We start from the raw sequence: 20,203 nt of genomic DNA, 5'->3' as shown, positions 1-20,203 counted from the left end.
TTATGCGTTTTCTGTCCAGGCTGAAGCGGCCGTGGATACATTTTGTGGTTGCGGGTGCCCTGCTGTTCTGGGCCAGGGGTGTGCTGTTTCCCGAGCCGCCAACGGTGATCGGCCCCTTGCCTGAGGCCAGGGTGGAAGCCCTGCAGCAGCAGTGGTTTGCTACTGTGGGCCGCATGCCCAGCGAGGAGCAGATGCAGCGGATGGTCGATGCCGAGCTCGATCGTGAGGTGATGTTCCAGCGCGCCCTGGAGCTGGAGTTGCACCTGTATGATCCGGTGATACACCAGCGCCTGTTGCGCAATATGCATTTTCTGCAGCTCGCCGAGGGCAAGAGCGACGAGGAACTGTATGAGCAGGCGCTGGAGATGCGCCTGCACCTCGGTGACGAGGTCGTCAAGCGGCGCATGATCCAGGTGGTCGAGCAACTCATGCTCGCAGCCAATCCTCCGGCTGAGCCCGCCGAGGAGGAAATGCGCGCGGAATTCGAGAGCCGGCGCGAGGAACTGCGCCGCCCGCCGCGGTACTCCATTGAGCATGTCTATATTAATCGTGAGCGTGAAGCAGAGGTCGACGCGATTATCGGCGAGATCCAGGCGCGCCAGTTAACACCGGAAAGCGCGCGCGAGTTGAGCTCCCCATTCCTGCCGGGGTACCGTTTCAACAGCCAGACGCCGGACCAGCTGGCGCGGCATTTCGGTGCGGCATTCTTACTCAACCTGGAACAGGCCAACCCGGTAGCGGGAGAGTGGGCCGGGCCCATTCGATCCACATACGGCTTGCACTACGTTTATGTCAGCGAGTTTGAACCCAGCCGTGACGCACGCTTCGATGAGGTGCGCCAGTTGTTGCAACGTGACCTGGCCTCCCGGGCGCGGGCGGCGGCACTTGCAGACAGCATTGCAGCCCTGCGCGAAGAATACGAGGTGATCCAATGACGTACTGCCGAACTGCCTTGGCACTGGTGCTGTGCCTGTGTTTCAGTTTCTCTGCGCAGGCGCACCGGTTTGCACCGTCCCTGTTGAAGGTCAATGAAATTGCGCCCGGCCAGTATCACATGGTGTGGAAAACGCCGGTACAGGCGACCAGCAGCGTACCGCTGCGCCCGGTATGGCCTGAGCGCTGCGAAGTGACCCAGGCCAGTGCGCCACAGACCGAAGGCACCGGCAGGGTATCCAGCTGGCAGATGTCATGCACCGGCCTGGGTGATGACGGGCTGGTCGGTGAGACCCTAGGTGTCGACGGCCTGGGGCCGAACCAGGCCTCGGCAATGGTCATGGTCAGCCTGCAGGACGGGCGCCAGTACCAGCAGGTGTTGAATGCAGAGCAGTCCTCCTTTGTGATTCCTGCGGAGTCCAGCGCCGGTGAAGTGGTGAGCGATTACACCTATCTCGGCATTGAGCATATCTGGGGCGGCATCGATCACCTGCTGTTCGTGCTGGGCCTGTTGCTGCTGGTGGGGGGCGGCGCGCGCCTGCTGTGGACGATTACCGCGTTCACCCTGGGGCACAGCATCACCCTGTCGCTGGTGACCCTGGGCTTTTTCGACTATCCGGTGGCGCTGGTGGAGTTCACCATCGCCCTCAGTATTTTCGTGCTGGCCGTGGAGCTGACGCGGGAGGGGCGCAACGACCTGCTCTGGCGCCACCCCTGGTGGCTCGCCGGTGGTTTCGGCCTGCTGCACGGTATGGGTTTTGCCGGGGCGCTCGCGGAGACCGGCCTGCCCCAGGACAACGTGCCGTTGGCGCTGCTGTTCTTCAATATCGGTATTGAACTGGGACAGATCGCCTTTATTGTCGCGATGCTGGCGTTGTGGTGGGTAGTGCGCAAGCCCCTGGCCCCATGGCAGGAGCGCCTGCGCTGGATACCGATCTATGTGCTTGGCTGCCTCTCGGCTTTCTGGTGCATAGAACGCGGCCTGGAAGTACTGGCCTAGTCGGGGTTGCCGGGCCAGCTTTTCATTTCAATCAGGGGGTGGAAGGCCAGTTGCACGCCTTCCATCACAAAATCCTCGTTTTCCAGCATGTTGCGGCGGCGCGTAAAGCGCCCGCTGGAGGAACGGGTGTCGATGGCGTCGGTTGCGTCCAGCCCGCCACGGCTGAAGAATACCCGCTGCAGGTCGGCATTGAAGATGCTGACCTGCAGTGAGGCGACAGCGGCGGGTGTGTTCCAGTCAAAGTCGGCAGTGACCCCGGATCCGGGGCCCTGCAGCGGCGGCTTGCGGCTGACGCCGTCCCAGCGTGCCAGGTGCTTGATGCCGCCGGAAAACGGCACTTCCAGTTCCACCAGGTCGGTAAATACGAAGGCATCCAGCTGGTGCTTCTGCACCAGTTCATCGCGCACACTTTCCATGATCTGGGCGAAGGTCTTCATATTGACGCGGCCGGAGGTGGGATCTACCGGGTCACCGTATGCGCGCGTGCCCACGCTCCACAGTTGCTTGAACTCACGCTGGTCGATCACTTTGTAGCCGTTGGCCTTGAGATAGCTGCTGACAAAGCCGTCGATGCGAGGTGCTTCTCTCTCCAGGTAATTGCGCGATGGCGTGCCGAGGTTGACGTGTGGGATGACCACCGTGCGTATATTGCTGGCCGCCAGTTTTTCTTCGTCGAGCTCGAAGGGGAAGGTGGTCGGGTTGTACGTCGGGGTACCGGCACAGCCGGCTATGAGCAGGCCCAAAACCAATAGGGTGAGGTAACGCAGGCCACTCAAATCAAATACACGCATGCTCGAATCCAATCCGTTATAGTGGCCCGCATGGTAGCAAAATCTCTCATTGTTCACAGCACCGCGGGCCAGGGTTCCCCCATTGTGTTACTCCACGGCCTGTTTGGTAATCGCAATAATCTCGGTGCCCTGGAGCGCTCGCTGGCTGATCGATACCAGGTATTCAGCCTGGACCTGCCCAACCACGGCCGTTCCGGGTGGACCGAATCTCTGGACCTGGCCACGCTGGCGGCAGCGGTAGGGGACTGGATGCAGGAGCAGGGCCTGGATAAAGCGGCCTTTGTCGGTCATTCCCTCGGTGGCAAGGTGGCCATGGAACTCGCGCTCGCCACGCCACGGCAGGTAACTGCACTGGTGGTGGCGGATATCGCTCCCGTAACCTACCCGCCGCATCATGACGCGGTCTTCGCCGCACTGGACGCGGTGCTGGCCGGGGAGTGTCGCTCTCGGCAGCAGGCGGCCAAGGTCATGGCGGAGCATCTGCGGGAGCAGGACGTTATCCAGTTCCTGCTGATGAGCCTGGCGCGAGGGGACGATGGCGTCTATCGCTGGCGTTTCAACGTGGACGGCATCAAACGCGATTACGCGGCGCTGAGGGCGGCGCCCGATGTTACCGCAGCCTACCCCGGCCCGGTGTTGTTGGTGAAGGGCGGGGATTCCGATTACATCCGCGAGGCGCATCGCGAGCAGGTGCTGGCGCTGTTTCCCGCCGCCGAGGTCAAGGTGATGCCTGGCTGCGGGCACTGGTTACATGCGCAGCAACCCGACCTGTTCAACCGCATTGTGGGTCGCTTCCTCGATGATGTGCTGCTGCCCGGTGAACGCGGCTGATGATGTCGCAGTTGTATACGCCGTGTTGCAGGCGCAGTAAGCTAACGGTTTTTTCTGACGGGGTTAATGCGTGTATCTGAGTCTGGGCGAGGTTCTGGCACTGCTGCTGTGCGGCGCTGTCGTGCTGCATTTCCTGGCGGCAACCCGGGTGCGGGAGCTGGCGCTACAACAGGTTATCCGCGCCAGCTCGCGGGACGACTTCCAACTGCTCGATCAGTCCGTCCACATCCAGCGCCTGTCGCTGAGCCGCGACCAGCAGGGGCGCTGGCGAATCTGGCGACAGTACCGTTTCGACTACAGTCTCGACGGTGTCGAGCGCCGCCAGGGGCATGTCATCATGCTCGGCAAGCAAATGCAGGCGCTGGTCGTCAGTGAACGGCCCCGCGTGGTGCACTGAGCCGCCTTCAGGACAGGGCCCTGATGGCGACGCTCAGCGCCAGCAGGATAAGAATGATACCGAAGGCGCGATCGATCAGCGCGGCGCTGCGCCGCAGTCGCGCCAGGAAAGCGGGATGGGATACCAGGCTGGCCATCAGCACATACCATGCCGCGTCGGTCACCCCCACGGTCAAAACCATGATGCCTTTTTCCATGACGCCTGCTTCCGGGCGCAAGAACTGCGCGAACAGCGCCAGCATGAAAACCGCCAGCTTGGGATTGAGGAACGCCACCAGAAAGCCATTGATGGCGGCGGCACGGGCGTTGCCAGTAGCGGGCTCATCAGGTGCCTGCACCGGGCCGCTTCCCGCACTGCGCAGGGAGCGCACGCCGAGGTAGGCCAGATAAACGGCGCCCGCCAGTTGCATCGCCAGGAACACATTCGGCGAACGCGCAATCAAAACCGCCAGCCCGGTCACGGTCAGCAGGCCGTAGAGCCCCACGCCAACACCGTGACTCAGTGCGGCGACGATACCGTGGCCTCGCCCTCCCTGCAGTGCCGCGTTGACCACCACGGCGAGGCTGGGGCCCGGCGACATGGCCCCGAGCAGGCAGATGCTGAACAGCGACAGCCACTGCGTTGGCTCCATAGACGCTACTTCTTGATTTGCGAGGCCAGCATCTTATCAATTTTCTCGCCGAAGGGTGGCAGCGTGCCGCCGAGCTTGGCCAGGTTTACCCAGCCCTCCTTGTACACACCGCGCGCGTGGCTGAAGGTGCGGAAGCCGTCGAAACCGCGGTAGTTGCCGCTGCCGCTGTGGCCGGTGCCACCGAAGGGCAGGTCGTCGCAGGCCACGTGCATGGCGACATTGTTGATGGACACACCACCGGAAATGGTCTCGTCGAGGACACGCTGCATCTCCGCCTTGTCGTCACCATAGTAGTAGAGCGCCAGGGGGCGTTCGCGGTCATTGATGAATTCCAGCACCGGATCGAGTTCATGGTAGGACTTGACGTTGAGCACGGCGCCGAAGATCTCGTCCTGCATACAGGCCAGGTCATCATCCGGGTCGATAATCAGGTGCAGCGCAATCTTGTGTTCTTCCCGCGATGAGAATGCCTCGCCTTCCGGGCACAGGGGGATGACCCTGGCGCCTCTTTCCCGCGCCTCGTCGATGTACGCCTTGACCCGGTCGAAGTGCCGCTCGTTGATACAGGCGGTAAAGTCCGGGTTGCCCTGCACAGTGGGGAACTGTTCCGCGATGACATCGCGACAGCGCCGGATGAACGCTTCCAGCTTGCTCTGGGGTACAAAGCAATAATCGGGGCTCACACAGAGCTGCCCGCCATTCATCGCCTTGCCGGTGATGATCGACTCCGCCGCCTTGTTGATATCGACCTTCTCCGAGATCACCACGGGGGACTTGCCGCCCAGTTCCAGCGTCACAGGCACCATGTTTTCGGCCGCGGCTCGCATCACCAGCCGGCCGATGCCGGTGGCACCGGTGAAGATGATGTGATCGAGCTTCAGGCTGCTGAATGCGGCGCCCACTTCCGGGCCTCCGGTCACCACGCAGACCTCGGACTCCTCGAAATACTGCGCAAACAGGCGCTGCATCAGCTCGGCCGTGTGTGGCGTGAATTCCGAGGGCTTGATCATGGCCCGGTTACCCGCACCCAGCACATCGGCCAGCGGGCTGAAGATCATGTTTACCGGCACATTCCAGGGCGTCATGATGCCGACCACGCCCTTGGGCTTGTACTGGACATACGCTTTTGCCCCGAGGAAGTTCATCGGCACCAGTGGCGTTCTCTTCTCGGGCTTCATCCACTTTTTGAGGTTTTTCTTGACGAACTTGAGGCTGCCCACGGAGTTCATGATTTCCATCATCTTCGAGGCGTACTCGGAGCGACAGCCAAAATCCTTGTTCAGCGCCTCGCAGATTGCGGGCTGGTTATCCACCAGCAGGGCAATGCAACGATCGATCCGGTCTATGCGGGTCTCGAGGGCCACCGGGCCCTCGGCCCGGAAGGCGGCGCGCTGGGTCTCCAGGATTCGATTGAGTTCACCTTCGGCGGTGTTGGCAGTGGTCGGTGCGTTCATGGCATGTTCTCCGGAATTCAGTTGTTGGTGGCGACGGCTTTGATCGGGGTGGTGACCGGGTCCTGCGGTGCGCTCTCTGCAAGCTCCGTGGGCAGAGTGACCTTGAGTCCGGCGTCCTGAAGCAGCATGTCTGCGCATTTCTCGGCAATCATGACCGCGGGTGCATGGGTATTGCCGGCGGTGATAACGGGCATGATCGAGGCATCAGCGACGCGTAGTCCCTCGATGCCGTGAACCCGCAGGCGCGCATCGACTACCGACATATCGTCATTGCCCATCTTGCAGGTGCCCACAGGGTGGTACACGGACTCGGCCTCGGCGCGTATGTAGGACAGGAGGTCCGCGTCGCTTTGCACGCTGTCGCCGGGCAGGAACTCCTTGCTCAGCCGGTGCGCCAATGCCGGCGCACGAAAGATTTCCCGCACCCGGCGCAGCGCGCCAATCATCACATTGCGGTCGCGTTCGGTGTCGAGATAGTTCGCGCGAATAGCCGGAGCCTCGGTCGGGTCGGTGCTGCGGATGTGCACGCTGCCCCGGCTCTCGGGCTGCAGGTTACATACCGTTGCGGTGGTGCCGGGGCTGGTTTTCATATTGCCCTTGCGATCCTGCTCGCTGGCGGCTGGCGCGAAATGAATTTGCGCGTTGGGTGTTTTGGCCTGGTCATCAGTGCGGAAGAAAACGCCAACCTGCGCGGCGGGATGCGCCAGTAAGCCTTTGCCGCGGGTGAAGTACTTTGCCAGGTTGCCCAGCATCGCCAGCGGTCGGGTCTCCTGGTAGAAGGTGTTGACCCCTTCAACTCCCTGCTGCACGTTGATAGTGAGGTGGTCCTGCAGGTTCTCGCCAACACCGGGCAGGTCTTTCACCACCTTGATGCCCAGTGATTCCAGGTGTTCGCGCTGGCCGATACCGGATAGCTCCAGCAGTTGTGGCGAATTGATTACGCCGCTGCAGAGAATGACCTCATTGGCAGCCAGCGCCTGTACGGATGTCGCGTTACCCTTTTTGTCTTCCACGCGGTACTGCACCCCGGTGGCGCGGTTTTCCTGCAACAGCACTTTTTCAGTCAGGGCTCCGGTAACGATGGTCAGGTTGGGGCGTTGTTTGCAGGCCTCCAGGAAAGTGCGCGCTGCACTCTGGCGTTTCCCGCGACGAATATTGAGCTGGTAATCACCGGCACCTTCCTGGCTGCTGCCATTGAAGTCTTCGTTGTAGGGTAGGCCGGTCTGCACCGCGGCCTGTACGAACATGTCCGCCAATTCCAGTTTTTCATCCAGCGCGATTTGCTCTACCCAGAGCGGCCCGCCATAGCCGTGGTATTCATTGGGGCCTTCCACCTTGTGTTCGGAGCGCTTGAAGTAAGGGAGTACCTCATCATAGGACCAGCCCTCGTTCCCCATAGCGGCCCAGCCGTCGTAATCCTCTTTCTGCCCTCTTATATAAACCATACCGTTGATACAGCTGCAGCCACCGAGCACCTTGCCGCGCGGGAACGCGATGCGCCGGTTGTGCATATTGGGCTCGGGCTCGGTTTCATAGCACCAGTTGACCTTCGGGTTTTTCATCATGAAGGCGAAACCCAGCGGGATATGGATCGCGGGGAAGGAGTCCTTGCCTCCGGCCTCCAGCAGCAATACCCGGCGACTGGCTTCCCGCGACAGTCGATAAGCCAGTGCGCAACCGGCCGAACCGGCACCGACGATGATGTAGTCGTACTTGTTTGTTGGCTCACTCATGATGCGCTCTCCAACGCTGCGGCTATAGACAATTGAACAATTACTGATTATTGTTCAATCGCTATCGTGATTCAAGAGAGGCCGGGCGTTTGAGTGCAGGGCAGTTCACCGCAGTAGACCACAATGACCCCATGATCGGCCGCATCCTCGACGCGGCCGAGGAGTGTATACGCCGCTACGGGATACGCCGCACCTCGGTGGGCGAGGTGGCAAGGGTGGGGAAGATGTCGCGGGGCACGATCTACCGCTACTTTGGTGACAAGGACAGCCTGGTGCAGTCCGTGTTTGCACGATTACAGGAAGCCTTTCTCAATCGCACAGAGTCAGCCATGGAGAAGCTGCCTACTTTGGTGGATAAAGTGACCTATGCCGTGGTGATGGGGCGCAAGGACGCGGCCGAAGGTATCTATGCCAGCCTGGCGCAGACTGAGCCGGAAACGGTTGCCATGATGTACCTGTCGCCGGGATTCTATGCCCGCAGTGTCGCATTCTGGCCGCCGCATATAGAGCAGGCCCGTGACGCGGGTGAAATTGCCGGGCAGGTCGACACCCGGTTCGCCACCGACGTGGTGATGCGCTTCGCGGTTTCCATGGTGCTGTTCCCGGACATGGGCCTGGAGCTGACCTCAAAAGCGAAAATTCGCGCCTACCTGGAGCGTGTTCTGGGCAGTGGTCTGGGCTGATCTGCAGACGCGGAATACCTGAGTTGTGCAGTGCGGGATTTTCCGTAACAGACCGCCTTAGTTTTCCACAGATTCTGTGGATAACTCGGTGGGTAAAGTGTTTAACCGGGCTGCAAATGCCCGCACCAAAGCCTTTGTTACAAATTGATTAAAAAGTGAGCAATAGCAATAAGTCTTTAAATATCATATAGATACATGCGGTATTTAAAGTCTTGGCAGTGAATAGACGGGTAACTTAGCCTTAGCGGCATCAGCTCCCGGTGCGTGTGTATAACATTCTTTGTCGTGCTACTGGAAGTAACTCGAGCGGTTTTTTGGAAACAGTTTGTTACAGTTTTGCCCAGCACCCCTGAAGTGCCTTTCAGCAGACCCCTGTATTTGTAGCACCAGCGAATTCGTCAAGTGTTTTTACCAGTGTTACCGGAATATTTCAGTCGCCCTTGTATACACAACCGCTGGTGCATGTCTCACGAATTTCTATCCTGTCGAGCGCAGGCAGTTCTGGTTTCAAGCGTTGCCAGATCCACCGCGCGATGTTCTCACTGGTCGGATTTTCCAGCCCGGGAATGTCGTTCAGGTAGTAGTGGTCAAGTTGATCGTAGATCGGTTTGAAGGCCGCCTTGATATCGGCGAAGTCCATGACCCAGCCGCTGGGTTCTGCGGCCTCACCGACGACACTCAGGCGAACCTGGAATGAGTGACCGTGCAAGCGCGCGCACTTGTGGCCCTCCGGTACGTTGGGCAGTCGATGCGCCGCCTCAAAGTGAAATTCCTTGTAAATCTCCATGTCCGGTACCTGCTCGGGAAGGGGGCTCAGGGCGCGCTTCATTAACTGCGTCTCGCGCCCGCTCAAGCGCGGATTTTACTACTAAAATCAACGGTTTTAATATTTCCAGGATATTGAAATGTTTTTTGCTGCGAACGTTTGACAGCCCAAGACAAATCTCTATAATGCGCGTTCTCGGTTCGGGGGTGATTAGCTCAGCTGGGAGAGCATCTGCCTTACAAGCAGAGGGTCGGCGGTTCGATCCCGTCATCACCCACCACTTCCGAGGAAGATATTGCTACCGTTTTGGACCGGTAGTTCAGTTGGTTAGAATGCCGGCCTGTCACGCCGGAGGTCGCGGGTTCGAGTCCCGTCCGGTCCGCCATATACAAAAAAGCCTCGCCCTTCAGGGCGGGGCTTTTTTGTATATCGTGGATGGGAATGCGGACGAGAAGCAGCCTTCGACAAAATCCGACCAAAGGAGGATTTTGGACGCGGGAGCGCAGCGACGGCGCCCCGAAGGGGTCACAACGGCCCCTAGGCTGTTGTGATCACTAACGACCAAAGGAGCGTTTGAGACGCCGCAGGCGCCCCGAAGGGGTCAGTGCAGGTCGAACGCGACCCCGGCCAGGCTGCAATGATCTAATCCCGTCCGGTCCGCCATATTTAAGCCCGCACGTTGCTGAAACTGAGGGCTTTTTAGTTTCTGGGGTTAGTTGAGATGCCCCATCAATACTTTCTGCCTGATTGCTTAAGTGCACATTAAGTGCAACGTGGCGCTGCGGTTTCATTTTTCCGCTTAAGCTGCGCTACCATATTGCGACAATAACGCATGACATGGAGCGTCTCGGACATGGCAAAAGCGAAATTTGAAGCGCGTGACCTAACACCCCCGCCACCCCGCAAGACAAAGGCTGAGGCTGACGCGCAGCCTGACCCCGCGCCCGTCCCACCGGCAGCGCGCCAGAACAGCAGCAGGAAGCACCCTACCTGAAACAGCGATTGCCTTGGTGGGAGTCGCTTTTATTCATTACAGTGGCCATTGGCGGCTTCGTGGCCTACGGCTACTGGTCAACCCACGGTGGTGAACCTGACTACACCATGACGGCGCAGCAGCTTGCCGCCGAATACCAGCAGAATGAAGTGCAAGCGCACGGTAAGTACGCTGGCAAAACCGTGCGCGTGACGGGTGCCTACATGACGTCAGGCGTTAGCTTGGGCGCGCCTTGGGTTATCCTCGACGCCAAGCGTGAAGGGCTGATAGGCGTCAGCGGGGTGCAGTGCCATTTTGGGCGCGGGGACGCGGCCAGCCTGCCACGGTTCAAGGAAGGTCAGCGTGTCAGCGTTACGGGCGAAGTGGCTGAAAAAATGATGTATGTGCAGTTGATGGATTGTGAATTGTAGTTCACGTTTTCGTGATTTCACCGCTGCTGAAAACTTCAGGCTGCGCTAACATGCCCCCACGACTACGACATGGACCGTCACCAGTATGGCCAGAGCAGCCGCAGCCCTTTGTCTAACCATCGCCGTTGTTACCGTCAGCGGCCCTGTACGAGCGCAGGACGCTCCCCTGTGGCAGTGTCAGCAGTGGCAGGACAAGATTGACTATTACACTGACCTGCGCAGGAAGGGTGGCAGCGTGCGTGATTTGGAAAGCTGGAAACAGGCGCGCGCTGAATATGAAGAAAAATTCAAAGATGCCGGGTGTCGGAAGCATGCAGGGCTATCGAAATAGAGAGTGCTTCTGAGCGCTCTGCTTGAGTCTTAGGTTATCAAATTTCACTACCAGCCCGCACGGGATGGCATAAGCAACAGTTTTGGGAGGTGAAAGTGGGTCAGTATGAAAAGGCGTTTGAAAACCACGAAGTGCATGCTGTTACCCAGCAACTTCTATCCACGCTAAATGAAAAACTTGAGTCTGATCTAGAGGATACTGGCGACGATCAGCGGAACCATCTGCATCAGGCCGCGAAGTACGTGCAGGCACGGCTCAAGGTTGCAAGCCCTGTGCTCACTACTAGTGCGCAACTCGACCCGCTTCGGGATCATATTAAAAATTCTCTTCACCAGTACAACCAGTACGTAAGTAGAAAGAACGAGGCCCACCTCACTAATGCAGCTAATGAAATTAATAGTGCTTTAACACGTGCCGTAACTTTGCCCTCTCTGGAAACAAGCATTCCCGGTTTCACTTCAGAGGATGCGTTGCAGTTTGGCAAGATTGTAGAAGAGCACCTTAATAGAATTCGGGCTAGTTCAAGTGATGTTGACGAGAAGTTAGAAGACCTGAAATCGCTGACGGACTCTATGACCGCTGAAGCGGAATCTCTGCGACAGCAGTTGATCAGTGTCAAGGGCAAGCAGGAGCAGTTTGAAGAAACCTTCGATCAAAAGGCTGAAGCCGCGTTGGCGCAATCTGAAGCTGCCGCCAACGAACAGCGGGAAGCATTCAAAGTTCTTTTTGAGAATGAATCTGGAACACGCGCAAACCACTTTCAGTCCGAAATAGACCGCATCACGCAGGCACACGAAGACGAGCTTGAAAAGCTCTCTGAAAAGAACAAACAGCACTTTCAATTTCTGGCCGAACAAAAGAAACGTGTTGAGAACGTGGTGGGGCTTATTGAGAACGATGGCTTGACCGGAAATTTTCAGCGGACCGCTAAGGAGGAGCGCACTGCTGCCAACCGGCTTCGCTGGGGTGCAATACTCTCCTATGTTGTAATGGTTGGAATAATTTTGTGGACTGCTTTTGATGTCACTTCGTTGCTAAGCCCTGCCGTTGGCGAGGAAATGGATAAGGCTGCATCCGTTTCGAAGGTTGACTATTTTCTACTGTTTGCGCGACTTTTCACTGCGTTTATCCTCTTGATCCCTGCGAGATACTTGGCGTCAGAAGCAAGCAAGCATATGGCTGTTTCGGAGCGGAACAGACGCTTTGAGTTGGAGCTTGCCACGATTGATGCTTACTTCATGTATCTCCCCGAAGAGGAGCGCGCAAAGGAAAAGGCAAAATTTGGTGAAAAGTACTTCGGGCAGATTGACAATGAACAGGTCGTGGTTGACGGGAGCATTAACGCTCCCGAATTGCTGAAGTCACTCCAAGCCATCGTGATGGAAGCACTGAAGCGAAATTGATGGTCAACTAACTTCCCTGCCGTTGTGCAGCATGTTCATGGGAGTCAGGCACACATCACCCCCATCACGCGGATTCATGTCACCAAGTGCCCTGATTTCATTCTGTGACAGCGCGCTATTCTGAAGCTGCTTGGTGTAAAACTCCGCGCGGGCTTTCATGTCGCCCCGTAGCAGGCTACGCACTTCAAACTTTACGAACTTGTCACCAGTCATCACCGCCTTGTTAAGCCTTGACCGTATCCCCATAATTCGATCCATGCAGGATGTGAGATTTCCATCTATTGTTGATAAACGGAGATCTCAATAAGAAGCGCAAACGCTACCCAGAAGAGCAGATCATTTCGATCCTCAAGCAGCATGAGGCCGGCCGCACGATGGTCGACTTGGTCCGTGAAAACGGCATCGCCGAGAACACGCTGTACCGGTGGAAGTCCAAGTACGGCGGCATGGAGGCCTCGAAGGCCAAACGTGTACGTGAACTGGAGTCTGAGAACGCCAGGCTGAAGCGGCTCCTGGCCGAGGCTGAACTCTACAAAGCTGCGATAAAGAAAGTCATCGAGGGAATGCCCAATAAAGCGGTGCAGGCCCAGTGTTAACAGCTCGCCAGCGGCGCCGGGCTGTGTAGTATCTCAAGAGCCGCAATGTCAGTGAACGTCGGGCTTGCCGGGTGATCCGGTTCAGCCGATATGCAGCATGGCGGACGCTCTAGGGGCGCAATGACGCAGCCCTGCGATCGGAGCTCAAGTCACTGGCGGAGCGCTACCCGCGTTATGGCGTGCCCCACGCTGCACGACGTGCTCCGCGCTGCGGGCCTGGTCCTAAATCACAAGCGCACCCATCGCATCTACCGCGAGGAAGGCTTACAGGTACGTACGAAAAAACGGAAGAAGTTGACCCGGTCGCGGGTACCGCTGCCTGTGCCAGATCGCATCAACGAGCGTTGGTCTGTCGGCTTCGTATCTGACCAGCTGGCGTATGGTCGCCGGTTCAGGGTATTCAACGTGGTCGACGACTTTAGCCGTGAATGTCTGCTCCAGCTCGTCGACTTCTCGATCAGTGGCCACCGGCTGACTCGCGAATTGGACCGCCGGCAGAGCAGCGAGAGCTGCCAAAGCGCATCGTCATGGACAACGGTCCTGAGCTAACCAGTAAAGCTATGTTCTTCTGGTCAAAACGGACCGGGTTGAAGCTGCATTTCATCCAACCAGGTAAGCCGACTCAGAACGCATTCGTGGAAAGCTTCAACGGCAAGTTCCGCGACTACTGTCCGGACTTGCATTGGTTCGTCAGTCTGGGCGATGCCAGGGAGGAAATCGAGTCCTGGCGCAACCATTATAACCATGTCAGGCCGCACCGCTCCCTAGGGAACAAACTGCCGGCGGTGTTCGCCCAGGAGGCAGCCTGATATGCTCAACTTCCCACATTCAGCAATGCTCCAACAAAGGGTACGGCCAGTGGAAGCAGGCGCGCATTGAGTTGCAAGACAAGTTCAAGGAAGTTATGTATCGGAGATTGGAGTAAGAAAGTGGGGATGCCCTGTTGTTTAATCCAAGTGACCCCTCATTGGGTTCAAAGGCGCCTACGAGAAAACGCCTTAGCACTCTTTTCAAGCCATGGACGTTAAGTATAACTTGTGCTCTTATATAACAAATGAAAACGAATACCAGATAAGGGTAGGTAAAATGCTGGGGTTACGCCTGATATGTATAGCGCTCATTTCTTTAGCTGTTTGCGCCTGTAAGGTCGAGATTATTGTTCCTGAAGGTGGTCGCGTCCTTACTGAATCCGGCGCTTACAATTGTTCGGAAGGCAAGACCTGTACTATCGATGTGGTCGATATTTTCTTCGACGAAGTCTTCCAAGCCCTTCCTGAGGAAGGGTACTTATTTGAAGGGTGGAAGAAACGAGACAATGGCTTTTGCGGTGGTAAGGATGAAGCCTGTAGTCTGTCAACTAAAGATTTTGCTGGTAATGATTTGCTTTTAGCAATTCTTGAGTCGGATGAAACTTTTTTCCTCCAACCGGTTTTTTCTAGAGTTGATGCCATTAGAAGCCAAGCTAGGAAGCTCTACATTTCTGACGGTATTTCGGGGATCATTGTAGACACCAACAAGTGGATTGAGACGGATACATTCGGTTTCAACGTGAATTACGCTGATTGGGTTTATCTGGATGGATCCCTTTACGGAATTCGCTCCAGCGGTACGGTATATAAGATAAATCCGTTGACCGGAGACGTTGCCGTTGTCGGCAGTTCGGGGCTGTCGACTGGGTCTACTGAAAGATTTCATATGTTCTCAGCAAACGGGAAAATGTACATTCTGATTGAAAGTTTCATACAAAGCACCCATAAGATATTTAAGGTTAATTTAGAGACTGGTTTCGCTAGTTTTCATTCTGATTTAAATGGAAAATCGTTCGAAGCAATTTCGTCTAGAGCGGACACTCGAGGTTTGGTGTATGCCGTCTCTGATGGGGATAACGACAGCTATTGGGTAAATGGATTGGACATAGAGTCAAAGGTTACGAAATCTTGGCTCCAAATTGATAATCCTGCCGGATATGACCTGAGACATATAGCTATAACCAAAAATGGTTTATTTGGTATAACAAGCGGCGGAACAATAACAAGATTTGACTTCGAGGCAGGAGAGCTGCGCGGTCTAGCAGCGTTAGATAATTCTATTGCTGTGTCTTTTGGAGTCGCTACTGGACCCTAGCTTGTCAACGTGTAAAGCACCTAATGCACAGGCAATTTGATCAGATAGCTAAATATTTGGCTAATCCGTAGATACAAATGTCAATACGACCCGAATGGCAACGCAGCGGGTACCGCCGAAGATGCCGGATATTGATTGTCGTCAGAAGGTCATGAGCTTACCTCCCTACCGTTATGCAGCATGTTCATAGGGCGCAGGTACACATCACCCTCGTCGCGCGGATTCATGTCCTCAAGAGCCCTGATTTCATTAGGTGACAGCGCGCCATTTTGAAGCTGTTTGGTATAGAACTCGGCACGGGCTTTCATGTCGCCCCTGTAATGACCCAGCTAAAACTGCACACTCACGCCGCTAAATTGTAAGTTTCCCTGGGCGTTTTCATGCCCAGGGCCTGGTGGGGACGCTGTTCGTTGTAATAACGGAACCACGCGCCCAATGCCTGTCTGGCCTCATCGAGCGAGGCAAAATTATGGAGCCACAGGTACCGCTCCTTCACAGATCGAATCAGCCGTTCCATCATGCCGTTTTGCTGCGGCGTATGGGGGCGGATGAACTCCTTCTTGATACCATAGCGATACACAGTCCGGGTATAGCGCCGACTGGTGAACACCAAGCCATTATCTGATCGGATGGTCAGATCATCCAGGGCTCGCCCCAGGATGCCATAACGGCTGTTCAGGGCCTCTTCCAGCGCCGCTTCTGCCGCCCGTGCATTGCCCGTAGGGCTTAATTGCCAGCCAAGCAGCTCCCGCGTGAAGCAGTCCATGGCCGGCGTCATGGAAAACCAGACCCTAGCCATTTCCGTCGCCCAGCGCTCATTCGGACTGGTGGCCGCAGACGGCAACGATTGTACTCGGGGTCGCGAACCGGACTTACGCTTCCAAACCCGCCAGCCCCTGATCTGGAAGATCCGCTGCACGGTTTTCTTGTTCTCGCCCAGTAGCCAGGCCACTGTGCGATACTCGGCGTACGGCAAGGTATCGATGACGCGCTTGATGCGTTGGGCCAAGAGCTAGTTCACCTTCGGTCTGCGTCGCTTAGGGTTTTAGTAATACGTCCGCCGCGACAGACCAGCCAGCTCACAAGCCTTGCTCACCGCAATCACTTCGCCTTCCTCCGCCATCTCAACAATGAACCGCTCTACGACTCCTCGGTCGATGCGAGATGGCGCTGCAACTTTTTTAGGAATTTGTTTTCAAGCATGTCCTCACCGTACGCTTCTCTCAGCTCACTGAGCTGCTTCTCGTATTGTTTAGCAATGTCTTTGGGATTAGTCTTCAGGGCGTTTTCCATGCCGGCTTCGGCATCGTCCATCCAGCCTTCGATCTCTGCCTGGGCGAGGTCGTACTCCCTGGCTGCCTCAGGAACAGTCGTCTGCCCCCGGTAGATCTATTTTATCAGCTCAGCCTTACGCTTCGCGGTCCATCGCTTGATTTCTGGTTCTTGCATCATGGTGATGCCCTCGGCAGTTGCGGCGACTATACCATGTGAAGTTATTCACTGGGTCGTTACACCGCCGCCATGGCACAGCAGAGTCCTTTGGAGATTATCGTGCCTGCAGCGTGAGGTTCTCTGCCTGATGTCCCGACTGCTGCTGTCTCCAGCAGCGCGGGGAGACGCCGAAGCGTTGGCGGAAGGCGTTGGAGAAAGCGCTCAGGTCTGAATAGCAGAGCATATCCGCCAGCGCGGTCAGCGAGCCATTGGACTCGCGCAGGTATTTCCTGGCCGCGTCAAAGCGCACCTCGTCCAACAGTTCCTTGAAACTACTGCCCTCTGCTTTCAGTCGCCGCTGTAGCGTGCGTTTGTTGATGGCCAGTGTGGATGCAACGCGCTCGATAGAGCAGTCACCGGTGTACATGGCCTGCTGGATCAGGTACACGACCTTGCCGCGAAGGTTGTCCGCGTGGGCGAACTGCAACTCGTCCAGGTAACTCTCGAGTAAGCGGTGCAGTTGCGGGTTGGCCTGCTCAATGGCGGTATCGAGAATCGCGGCATCGAAAGTTACCGTGGGGACGTCCCAGTCGAAGTGCAGCGGGCAGCGGAAGCGTTCGCGATAGGGCTTGATATCTTCGGGCTCCCCATGGGCGAAATAAACGGCATTGGGTGTCCAGTCGGGTCGCCAGAGCAGGCGCAGCATATCCACGCCGATACCCGCGACCAGATCCTCCTGCTGTCGGATCGGCAACTCACCCTGGAGTTTGCAGGTGAACTGCCAAGAGGCTACGCCCTTATCGACGCTCAGTGACACATTGGCGCCCTGGTTGTGGAACGAGAAGCGGGTAATCAATTCGCGCAGGGCAGTGCGTATATCCGGGGCCTGCTGGATGACGAAGCCCAGCGCGCCAAGGATGCTTACATCCTGGTGCTCAGACAGCAGCAGTCCAAAGTGCGGGCAACCGGTTTCCAAACTCGCCTGCTCCAGCAAAAGCAGGAAGCCGGAGTAGGAAATCCAGGTATCCGGATCCGCTTCCACGCCGTCCAGGCCGAGTCGCTGCAGCAGGTGACTGGCGTCGCCGCCCAGCTGCTCGATGGTGGGGCGAATCCCCGTCAACGCGGATGCCCGCACGAGGTAGTCTGACATCGCTTGTTATTCCGTGTATCGAATGTCTGTCGTCGAATATCAAGTATCGCGGAGGGGGTGTCAAGCTGTCCTGCCCGGCCTATCGGCGTGCTTTGTGGGTTTCTCCATGACACGTATTCGCAAGTTATTGTCGCGGATTACAAAATTCCCCTCATAGTCGTCAGGTAAAGTGCGCTGCAGAATAAGATGATGGCAGCACTGTCATGACGGATCAGCAGCAGGTGGTATTTATCAGTGGTGGCGGAAGTGGTATCGGCCTGTTCCTGGCCAGGCATTTTTTCGTCAGCGGTGCCCGTGTGGCAGTTTTTGACCTCTCCCTCAGCGCTGCCGTGCGTGAGGAAATTGACGTCCCCGGTAATTCCGGCAACTCGGTCTTTCACGAGGTTGATGTGCGCGATACTCGGGCACTGGAAATGCGCGTCAGCGAGGCTTGTTCCGCGCTGGGCGCGCCCACGCTGGCGGTGAACTGCGCTGGCGTACAGATAGCCGGCACCTTTGCGGATTTATCGGCGGAGCAGTTCTCCCGCGTGCTGGATACCAACCTGCTCGGTAGTCGTAATTTCGCCGCCGCCGTACTTCCGCATATGCGCCAGCACGGCAGGCTGGCGCTGGTGGCCTCCCTGGCGGGCCTGGTGCCCAACTACGCCTACTCCGCCTACAGCGCCTCCAAGTATGGCGTGGTGGGCCTGGCTGGCGCATTGCGTATGGAGTGTCTGCCCCGCGCTATTCACGTCTCGGTCATCTGCCCTCCCGAGGTCAGCACCCCGATGGTGGAGCGGGAAATGCAGACCATGGATCCCATCACCCGGGAATTGAAGCTGGCCGCAGGCACGCTGGACCTGGACACGGCCTGCCGGGAAATTCTCGTTGGGCTGCAACGTGGCGACTTCCTCATCATACCCGGGTCGAGGGCGAGGATGATCGACCGGCTCAATCGCTGGTTCCCCGGTTTGTTGCGGCGCAAGGCGGACAAGATCATCCTGTCCATGGCAGGCGGCACCTGATGCTGCTGCCTCCACAGCTGCTTCCAGAGGGCAGCCCTGTGACGGCTGGAGAGACCGGGTGGCGGGCATTCGCGCTGCCCGGGCAGAGGGCCCGACGCCGTGGCTGATCCGCATATTGCTCAGGTCGCGCTTTGCGCCCACAACGCCGGACAGCTGCGGCAGTGGTACCGCAGCGTATTCGACCTGGCAACCGGAAGCGGCGCGCTGGTGTCGGTGCCGCCCATGCCGACGCAACGCATACAGGGCATTGATCCCAATCCCGCCGAAGCGGTGACCTGGCTGGTGGACCAGCAGGATTACTTCCAGCTGGAGTTTTTCCAGTTTTACCGGCCCGTCTCAAAGCTCAAGCCAACAGCGTGGCGGCCCTGTGATATCGGTTACAGCATTATCGGCATCTGCGTCGCCGATTTTGAGGCGACTCTGTATCGCTACGCCGCGCACAGCGATGCGCCCCCGCCGCCCTCAGTCGTCGGTGAGTCGGGCAGGCGGCGCGCCTGTGTTCGCGACCCTGAGGGCAACTGGATTGAAATTCTGGAGCGGGATCCGCTGGATGACATTGCGGGCGCGGCGTACGGAATAGTACGCCCTGAGCTGGGCGCCGTGGTGCGTTTCATGCGTGTCTCCGTGCCCGACCTGAAGCGTGCTCGGGAGACCTATGTCGACGCGCTGGGCCTCGTGGAGGTGGCTGACGGTGCCCTGCACAGCGACGAGGACGAGGCGCTCTGGGGCCTGCCCGGCGCCAGCACAGATACCCTGCTCTTGCGCGGCAGCAATTTCCTGGTGGAACTGGTGCAGTATCTCGATCCCGAGCCGGCGCCGAGACCTGCCGGGTACCAGATCTGCGACCAGGGCGTGATGAACATCGCCCTGGGGTTCCGGACACCGGCGCAATTCAATGCGGCCTTCGCCCGGGCTACCGGGCATGGTCTGCGCCCCAACGGCAAGCCGGTGGATATCGGTATTTTCCGGGTCATGTACGTTAACGACGCGGATGGATTCAGCGTGGAGATGTTGTGCGCGCGGCCCTCCCTGTGGAGCCTCAGTGGCTTCTCGCCGGGCGGCGCCTACGTGCAGAACGAAGTCCTCATCCGCGCGCGGCCCGAGCGCGTGTGGCAACGACTGATCGATCATGCCGGCCTCGGTGATTGGACCCTGTTTCGCGGCCGCGTGCTGCGGCCCGGGGCGCCCGCGGAGGTGGGGCCGGGTTGTATGCGCGAACTGAAAGCCTTCGGTTTGCGCATTACCGAGGAGGTCGTAAGCTGGGAGCAGGGCAGTCGCTACCGTTACCGCCTGCGCAGCGGTGCACCGTTTCGCTGGCACTGCGGCGATGTGTTTGTCACTGCGGAGCAGGGCGAGTGCACGCGGGTACGCTGGGCGATACGTTTCGAGTCCCGGCTCCCATTTACTGGCAAGCTGACCGCCTGGGTGTTGGGCCGCATCTTCCGGCGCGCCCTGGGCCAGCTGAAGCAGCAGTTGGAGGCGTCGTGAACGATGGCGATTCAGCGCTTTGAGCTGTCGGCGAGCACAAGAGAATAAGAGGG

At 57.8% G+C, this 20,203-nt stretch carries 20 protein-coding genes, 2 tRNA genes and 1 pseudogene; 14 read left to right on the top strand and 9 right to left on the bottom strand.

Annotated features, from left to right (window positions below; genetic code table 11):
• Positions 1 to 2: 2 nt before the first annotated feature.
• Positions 3 to 935 (top strand): peptidyl-prolyl cis-trans isomerase, encoded by a 933-nt coding sequence (locus F0M18_RS01265; protein ID WP_149609568.1) that lies wholly within the window; start codon positions 3 to 5, stop codon positions 933 to 935.
• A complete protein-coding gene (locus tag F0M18_RS01260) occupies positions 932 to 1,933 on the top strand; it encodes a HupE/UreJ family protein (RefSeq protein WP_149609567.1) in 1,002 nt (333 codons plus the stop codon). Before F0M18_RS01265 ends, F0M18_RS01260 begins: the two co-directional genes overlap by 4 nt.
• Here F0M18_RS01260 and F0M18_RS01255 read toward each other — a convergent pair.
• The gene (locus F0M18_RS01255) at positions 1,930 to 2,724 is read right to left on the bottom strand and encodes a hypothetical protein (protein WP_149609566.1); all 795 of its coding nucleotides are present in this window, start codon (positions 2,722 to 2,724) and stop codon (positions 1,930 to 1,932) included. The genes F0M18_RS01260 and F0M18_RS01255 overlap by 4 nt on opposite strands.
• A 30-nt stretch (positions 2,725 to 2,754) precedes the next feature.
• Here F0M18_RS01255 and F0M18_RS01250 point away from each other — a divergent pair, with 30 nt between their 5' ends.
• Both F0M18_RS01250 and F0M18_RS01245 read left to right on the top strand, forming a co-directional pair.
• Positions 2,755 to 3,555 (top strand): alpha/beta fold hydrolase, encoded by an 801-nt coding sequence (locus F0M18_RS01250; protein ID WP_149609565.1) that lies wholly within the window; start codon positions 2,755 to 2,757, stop codon positions 3,553 to 3,555.
• 70 nt (positions 3,556 to 3,625) lie between these two features.
• Entirely contained in the window at positions 3,626 to 3,952 is a 327-nt protein-coding gene (locus F0M18_RS01245; protein ID WP_149609564.1) for a DUF3301 domain-containing protein, read from the top strand.
• Between the two features lie 7 nt (positions 3,953 to 3,959).
• On the opposite strand, the gene F0M18_RS01240 is transcribed toward F0M18_RS01245, so the two are convergent.
• The 3 genes from F0M18_RS01240 to F0M18_RS01230 are packed head-to-tail and all read right to left on the bottom strand — an operon-like array spanning position 3,960 to position 7,770.
• Complete coding sequence (locus F0M18_RS01240) at positions 3,960 to 4,583, bottom strand: LysE family translocator (RefSeq protein ID WP_149609563.1); 624 nt, start codon at positions 4,581 to 4,583, stop codon at positions 3,960 to 3,962.
• 5 nt (positions 4,584 to 4,588) lie between these two features.
• Positions 4,589 to 6,037 (bottom strand): coniferyl aldehyde dehydrogenase, encoded by a 1,449-nt coding sequence (locus F0M18_RS01235; protein WP_149609562.1) that lies wholly within the window; start codon positions 6,035 to 6,037, stop codon positions 4,589 to 4,591.
• 17 nt (positions 6,038 to 6,054) lie between these two features.
• A complete protein-coding gene (locus F0M18_RS01230; RefSeq protein WP_149609561.1) occupies positions 6,055 to 7,770 on the bottom strand; it encodes a GMC family oxidoreductase in 1,716 nt (571 codons plus the stop codon).
• A gap of 89 nt (positions 7,771 to 7,859) precedes the next feature.
• On the opposite strand from F0M18_RS01230, the gene F0M18_RS01225 reads away from it, so the two are divergent.
• The gene (locus F0M18_RS01225) at positions 7,860 to 8,453 is read left to right on the top strand and encodes a TetR/AcrR family transcriptional regulator (protein ID WP_149609560.1); all 594 of its coding nucleotides are present in this window, start codon (positions 7,860 to 7,862) and stop codon (positions 8,451 to 8,453) included.
• Positions 8,454 to 8,883: 430 nt separating this feature from the next.
• On the opposite strand, the gene queD is transcribed toward F0M18_RS01225, so the two are convergent.
• Positions 8,884 to 9,240, bottom strand: coding sequence for a 6-carboxytetrahydropterin synthase QueD (gene queD, locus F0M18_RS01220; RefSeq protein ID WP_149610082.1), 357 nt, complete (start codon positions 9,238 to 9,240; stop codon positions 8,884 to 8,886).
• Positions 9,241 to 9,423: 183 nt separating this feature from the next.
• On the opposite strand from queD, the gene F0M18_RS01215 reads away from it, so the two are divergent.
• The 5 genes from F0M18_RS01215 to F0M18_RS01195 all read left to right on the top strand — a co-directional run bounded on the left by F0M18_RS01215 (position 9,424) and on the right by F0M18_RS01195 (position 12,357).
• Positions 9,424 to 9,499 (top strand) — tRNA-Val (locus F0M18_RS01215).
• Between the two features lie 28 nt (positions 9,500 to 9,527).
• A tRNA-Asp gene (locus tag F0M18_RS01210) sits at positions 9,528 to 9,604 on the top strand.
• 617 nt (positions 9,605 to 10,221) lie between these two features.
• Positions 10,222 to 10,623 (top strand): OB-fold protein, encoded by a 402-nt coding sequence (locus F0M18_RS01205; protein ID WP_149609559.1) that lies wholly within the window; start codon positions 10,222 to 10,224, stop codon positions 10,621 to 10,623.
• Positions 10,624 to 10,708: 85 nt separating this feature from the next.
• Positions 10,709 to 10,954, top strand: a complete 246-nt coding sequence (locus F0M18_RS01200) for a hypothetical protein (RefSeq protein ID WP_149609558.1) — start codon at positions 10,709 to 10,711, stop codon at positions 10,952 to 10,954.
• A gap of 95 nt (positions 10,955 to 11,049) precedes the next feature.
• Positions 11,050 to 12,357: a hypothetical protein gene (locus tag F0M18_RS01195; protein ID WP_149609557.1), complete on the top strand. Its 1,308-nt coding sequence runs from the start codon at positions 11,050 to 11,052 to the stop codon at positions 12,355 to 12,357.
• Positions 12,358 to 12,360: 3 nt separating this feature from the next.
• On the opposite strand, the gene F0M18_RS01190 is transcribed toward F0M18_RS01195, so the two are convergent.
• Entirely contained in the window at positions 12,361 to 12,603 is a 243-nt protein-coding gene (locus F0M18_RS01190) for a phage portal protein (RefSeq protein ID WP_188109543.1), read from the bottom strand.
• 41 nt (positions 12,604 to 12,644) lie between these two features.
• Between F0M18_RS01190 and F0M18_RS01185 the strand changes: the two are divergent.
• Both F0M18_RS01185 and F0M18_RS01180 read left to right on the top strand, forming a co-directional pair.
• Positions 12,645 to 13,762, top strand: a pseudogene (locus F0M18_RS01185) (IS3 family transposase).
• Between the two features lie 277 nt (positions 13,763 to 14,039).
• Positions 14,040 to 15,077, top strand: a complete 1,038-nt coding sequence (locus F0M18_RS01180; protein ID WP_149609555.1) for a hypothetical protein — start codon at positions 14,040 to 14,042, stop codon at positions 15,075 to 15,077.
• A gap of 343 nt (positions 15,078 to 15,420) precedes the next feature.
• Here F0M18_RS01180 and F0M18_RS01170 read toward each other — a convergent pair whose 3' ends face one another.
• The 3 genes from F0M18_RS01170 to F0M18_RS01160 all read right to left on the bottom strand — a co-directional run bounded on the left by F0M18_RS01170 (position 15,421) and on the right by F0M18_RS01160 (position 17,658).
• Positions 15,421 to 16,086, bottom strand: coding sequence for an integrase core domain-containing protein (locus F0M18_RS01170; protein WP_223177880.1), 666 nt, complete (start codon positions 16,084 to 16,086; stop codon positions 15,421 to 15,423).
• A 131-nt stretch (positions 16,087 to 16,217) separates the two neighbouring features.
• Positions 16,218 to 16,391 carry a hypothetical protein gene (locus F0M18_RS20035; protein WP_223177879.1) on the bottom strand — a complete coding sequence of 58 codons (174 nt, stop codon included), beginning with the start codon at positions 16,389 to 16,391 and terminating at the stop codon, positions 16,218 to 16,220.
• A gap of 232 nt (positions 16,392 to 16,623) precedes the next feature.
• On the bottom strand, positions 16,624 to 17,658 hold the full coding sequence (locus tag F0M18_RS01160) for an AraC family transcriptional regulator (RefSeq protein WP_149609553.1): 1,035 nt from the start codon (positions 17,656 to 17,658) through the stop codon (positions 16,624 to 16,626).
• A gap of 203 nt (positions 17,659 to 17,861) precedes the next feature.
• On the opposite strand from F0M18_RS01160, the gene F0M18_RS01155 reads away from it, so the two are divergent.
• On the top strand, positions 17,862 to 18,662 hold the full coding sequence (locus tag F0M18_RS01155; protein WP_149609552.1) for an SDR family NAD(P)-dependent oxidoreductase: 801 nt from the start codon (positions 17,862 to 17,864) through the stop codon (positions 18,660 to 18,662).
• Between the two features lie 99 nt (positions 18,663 to 18,761).
• A complete protein-coding gene (locus F0M18_RS01150; protein WP_149609551.1) occupies positions 18,762 to 20,150 on the top strand; it encodes an SRPBCC family protein in 1,389 nt (462 codons plus the stop codon).
• The last annotated feature ends 53 nt before the right edge of the window (positions 20,151 to 20,203 follow it).

Source organism: Pseudohalioglobus sediminis, from assembly GCF_008370495.1.
GTDB lineage: Bacteria > Pseudomonadota > Gammaproteobacteria > Pseudomonadales > Halieaceae > Halioglobus.
This window is presented reverse-complemented; position numbering and strand designations above follow the sequence as displayed.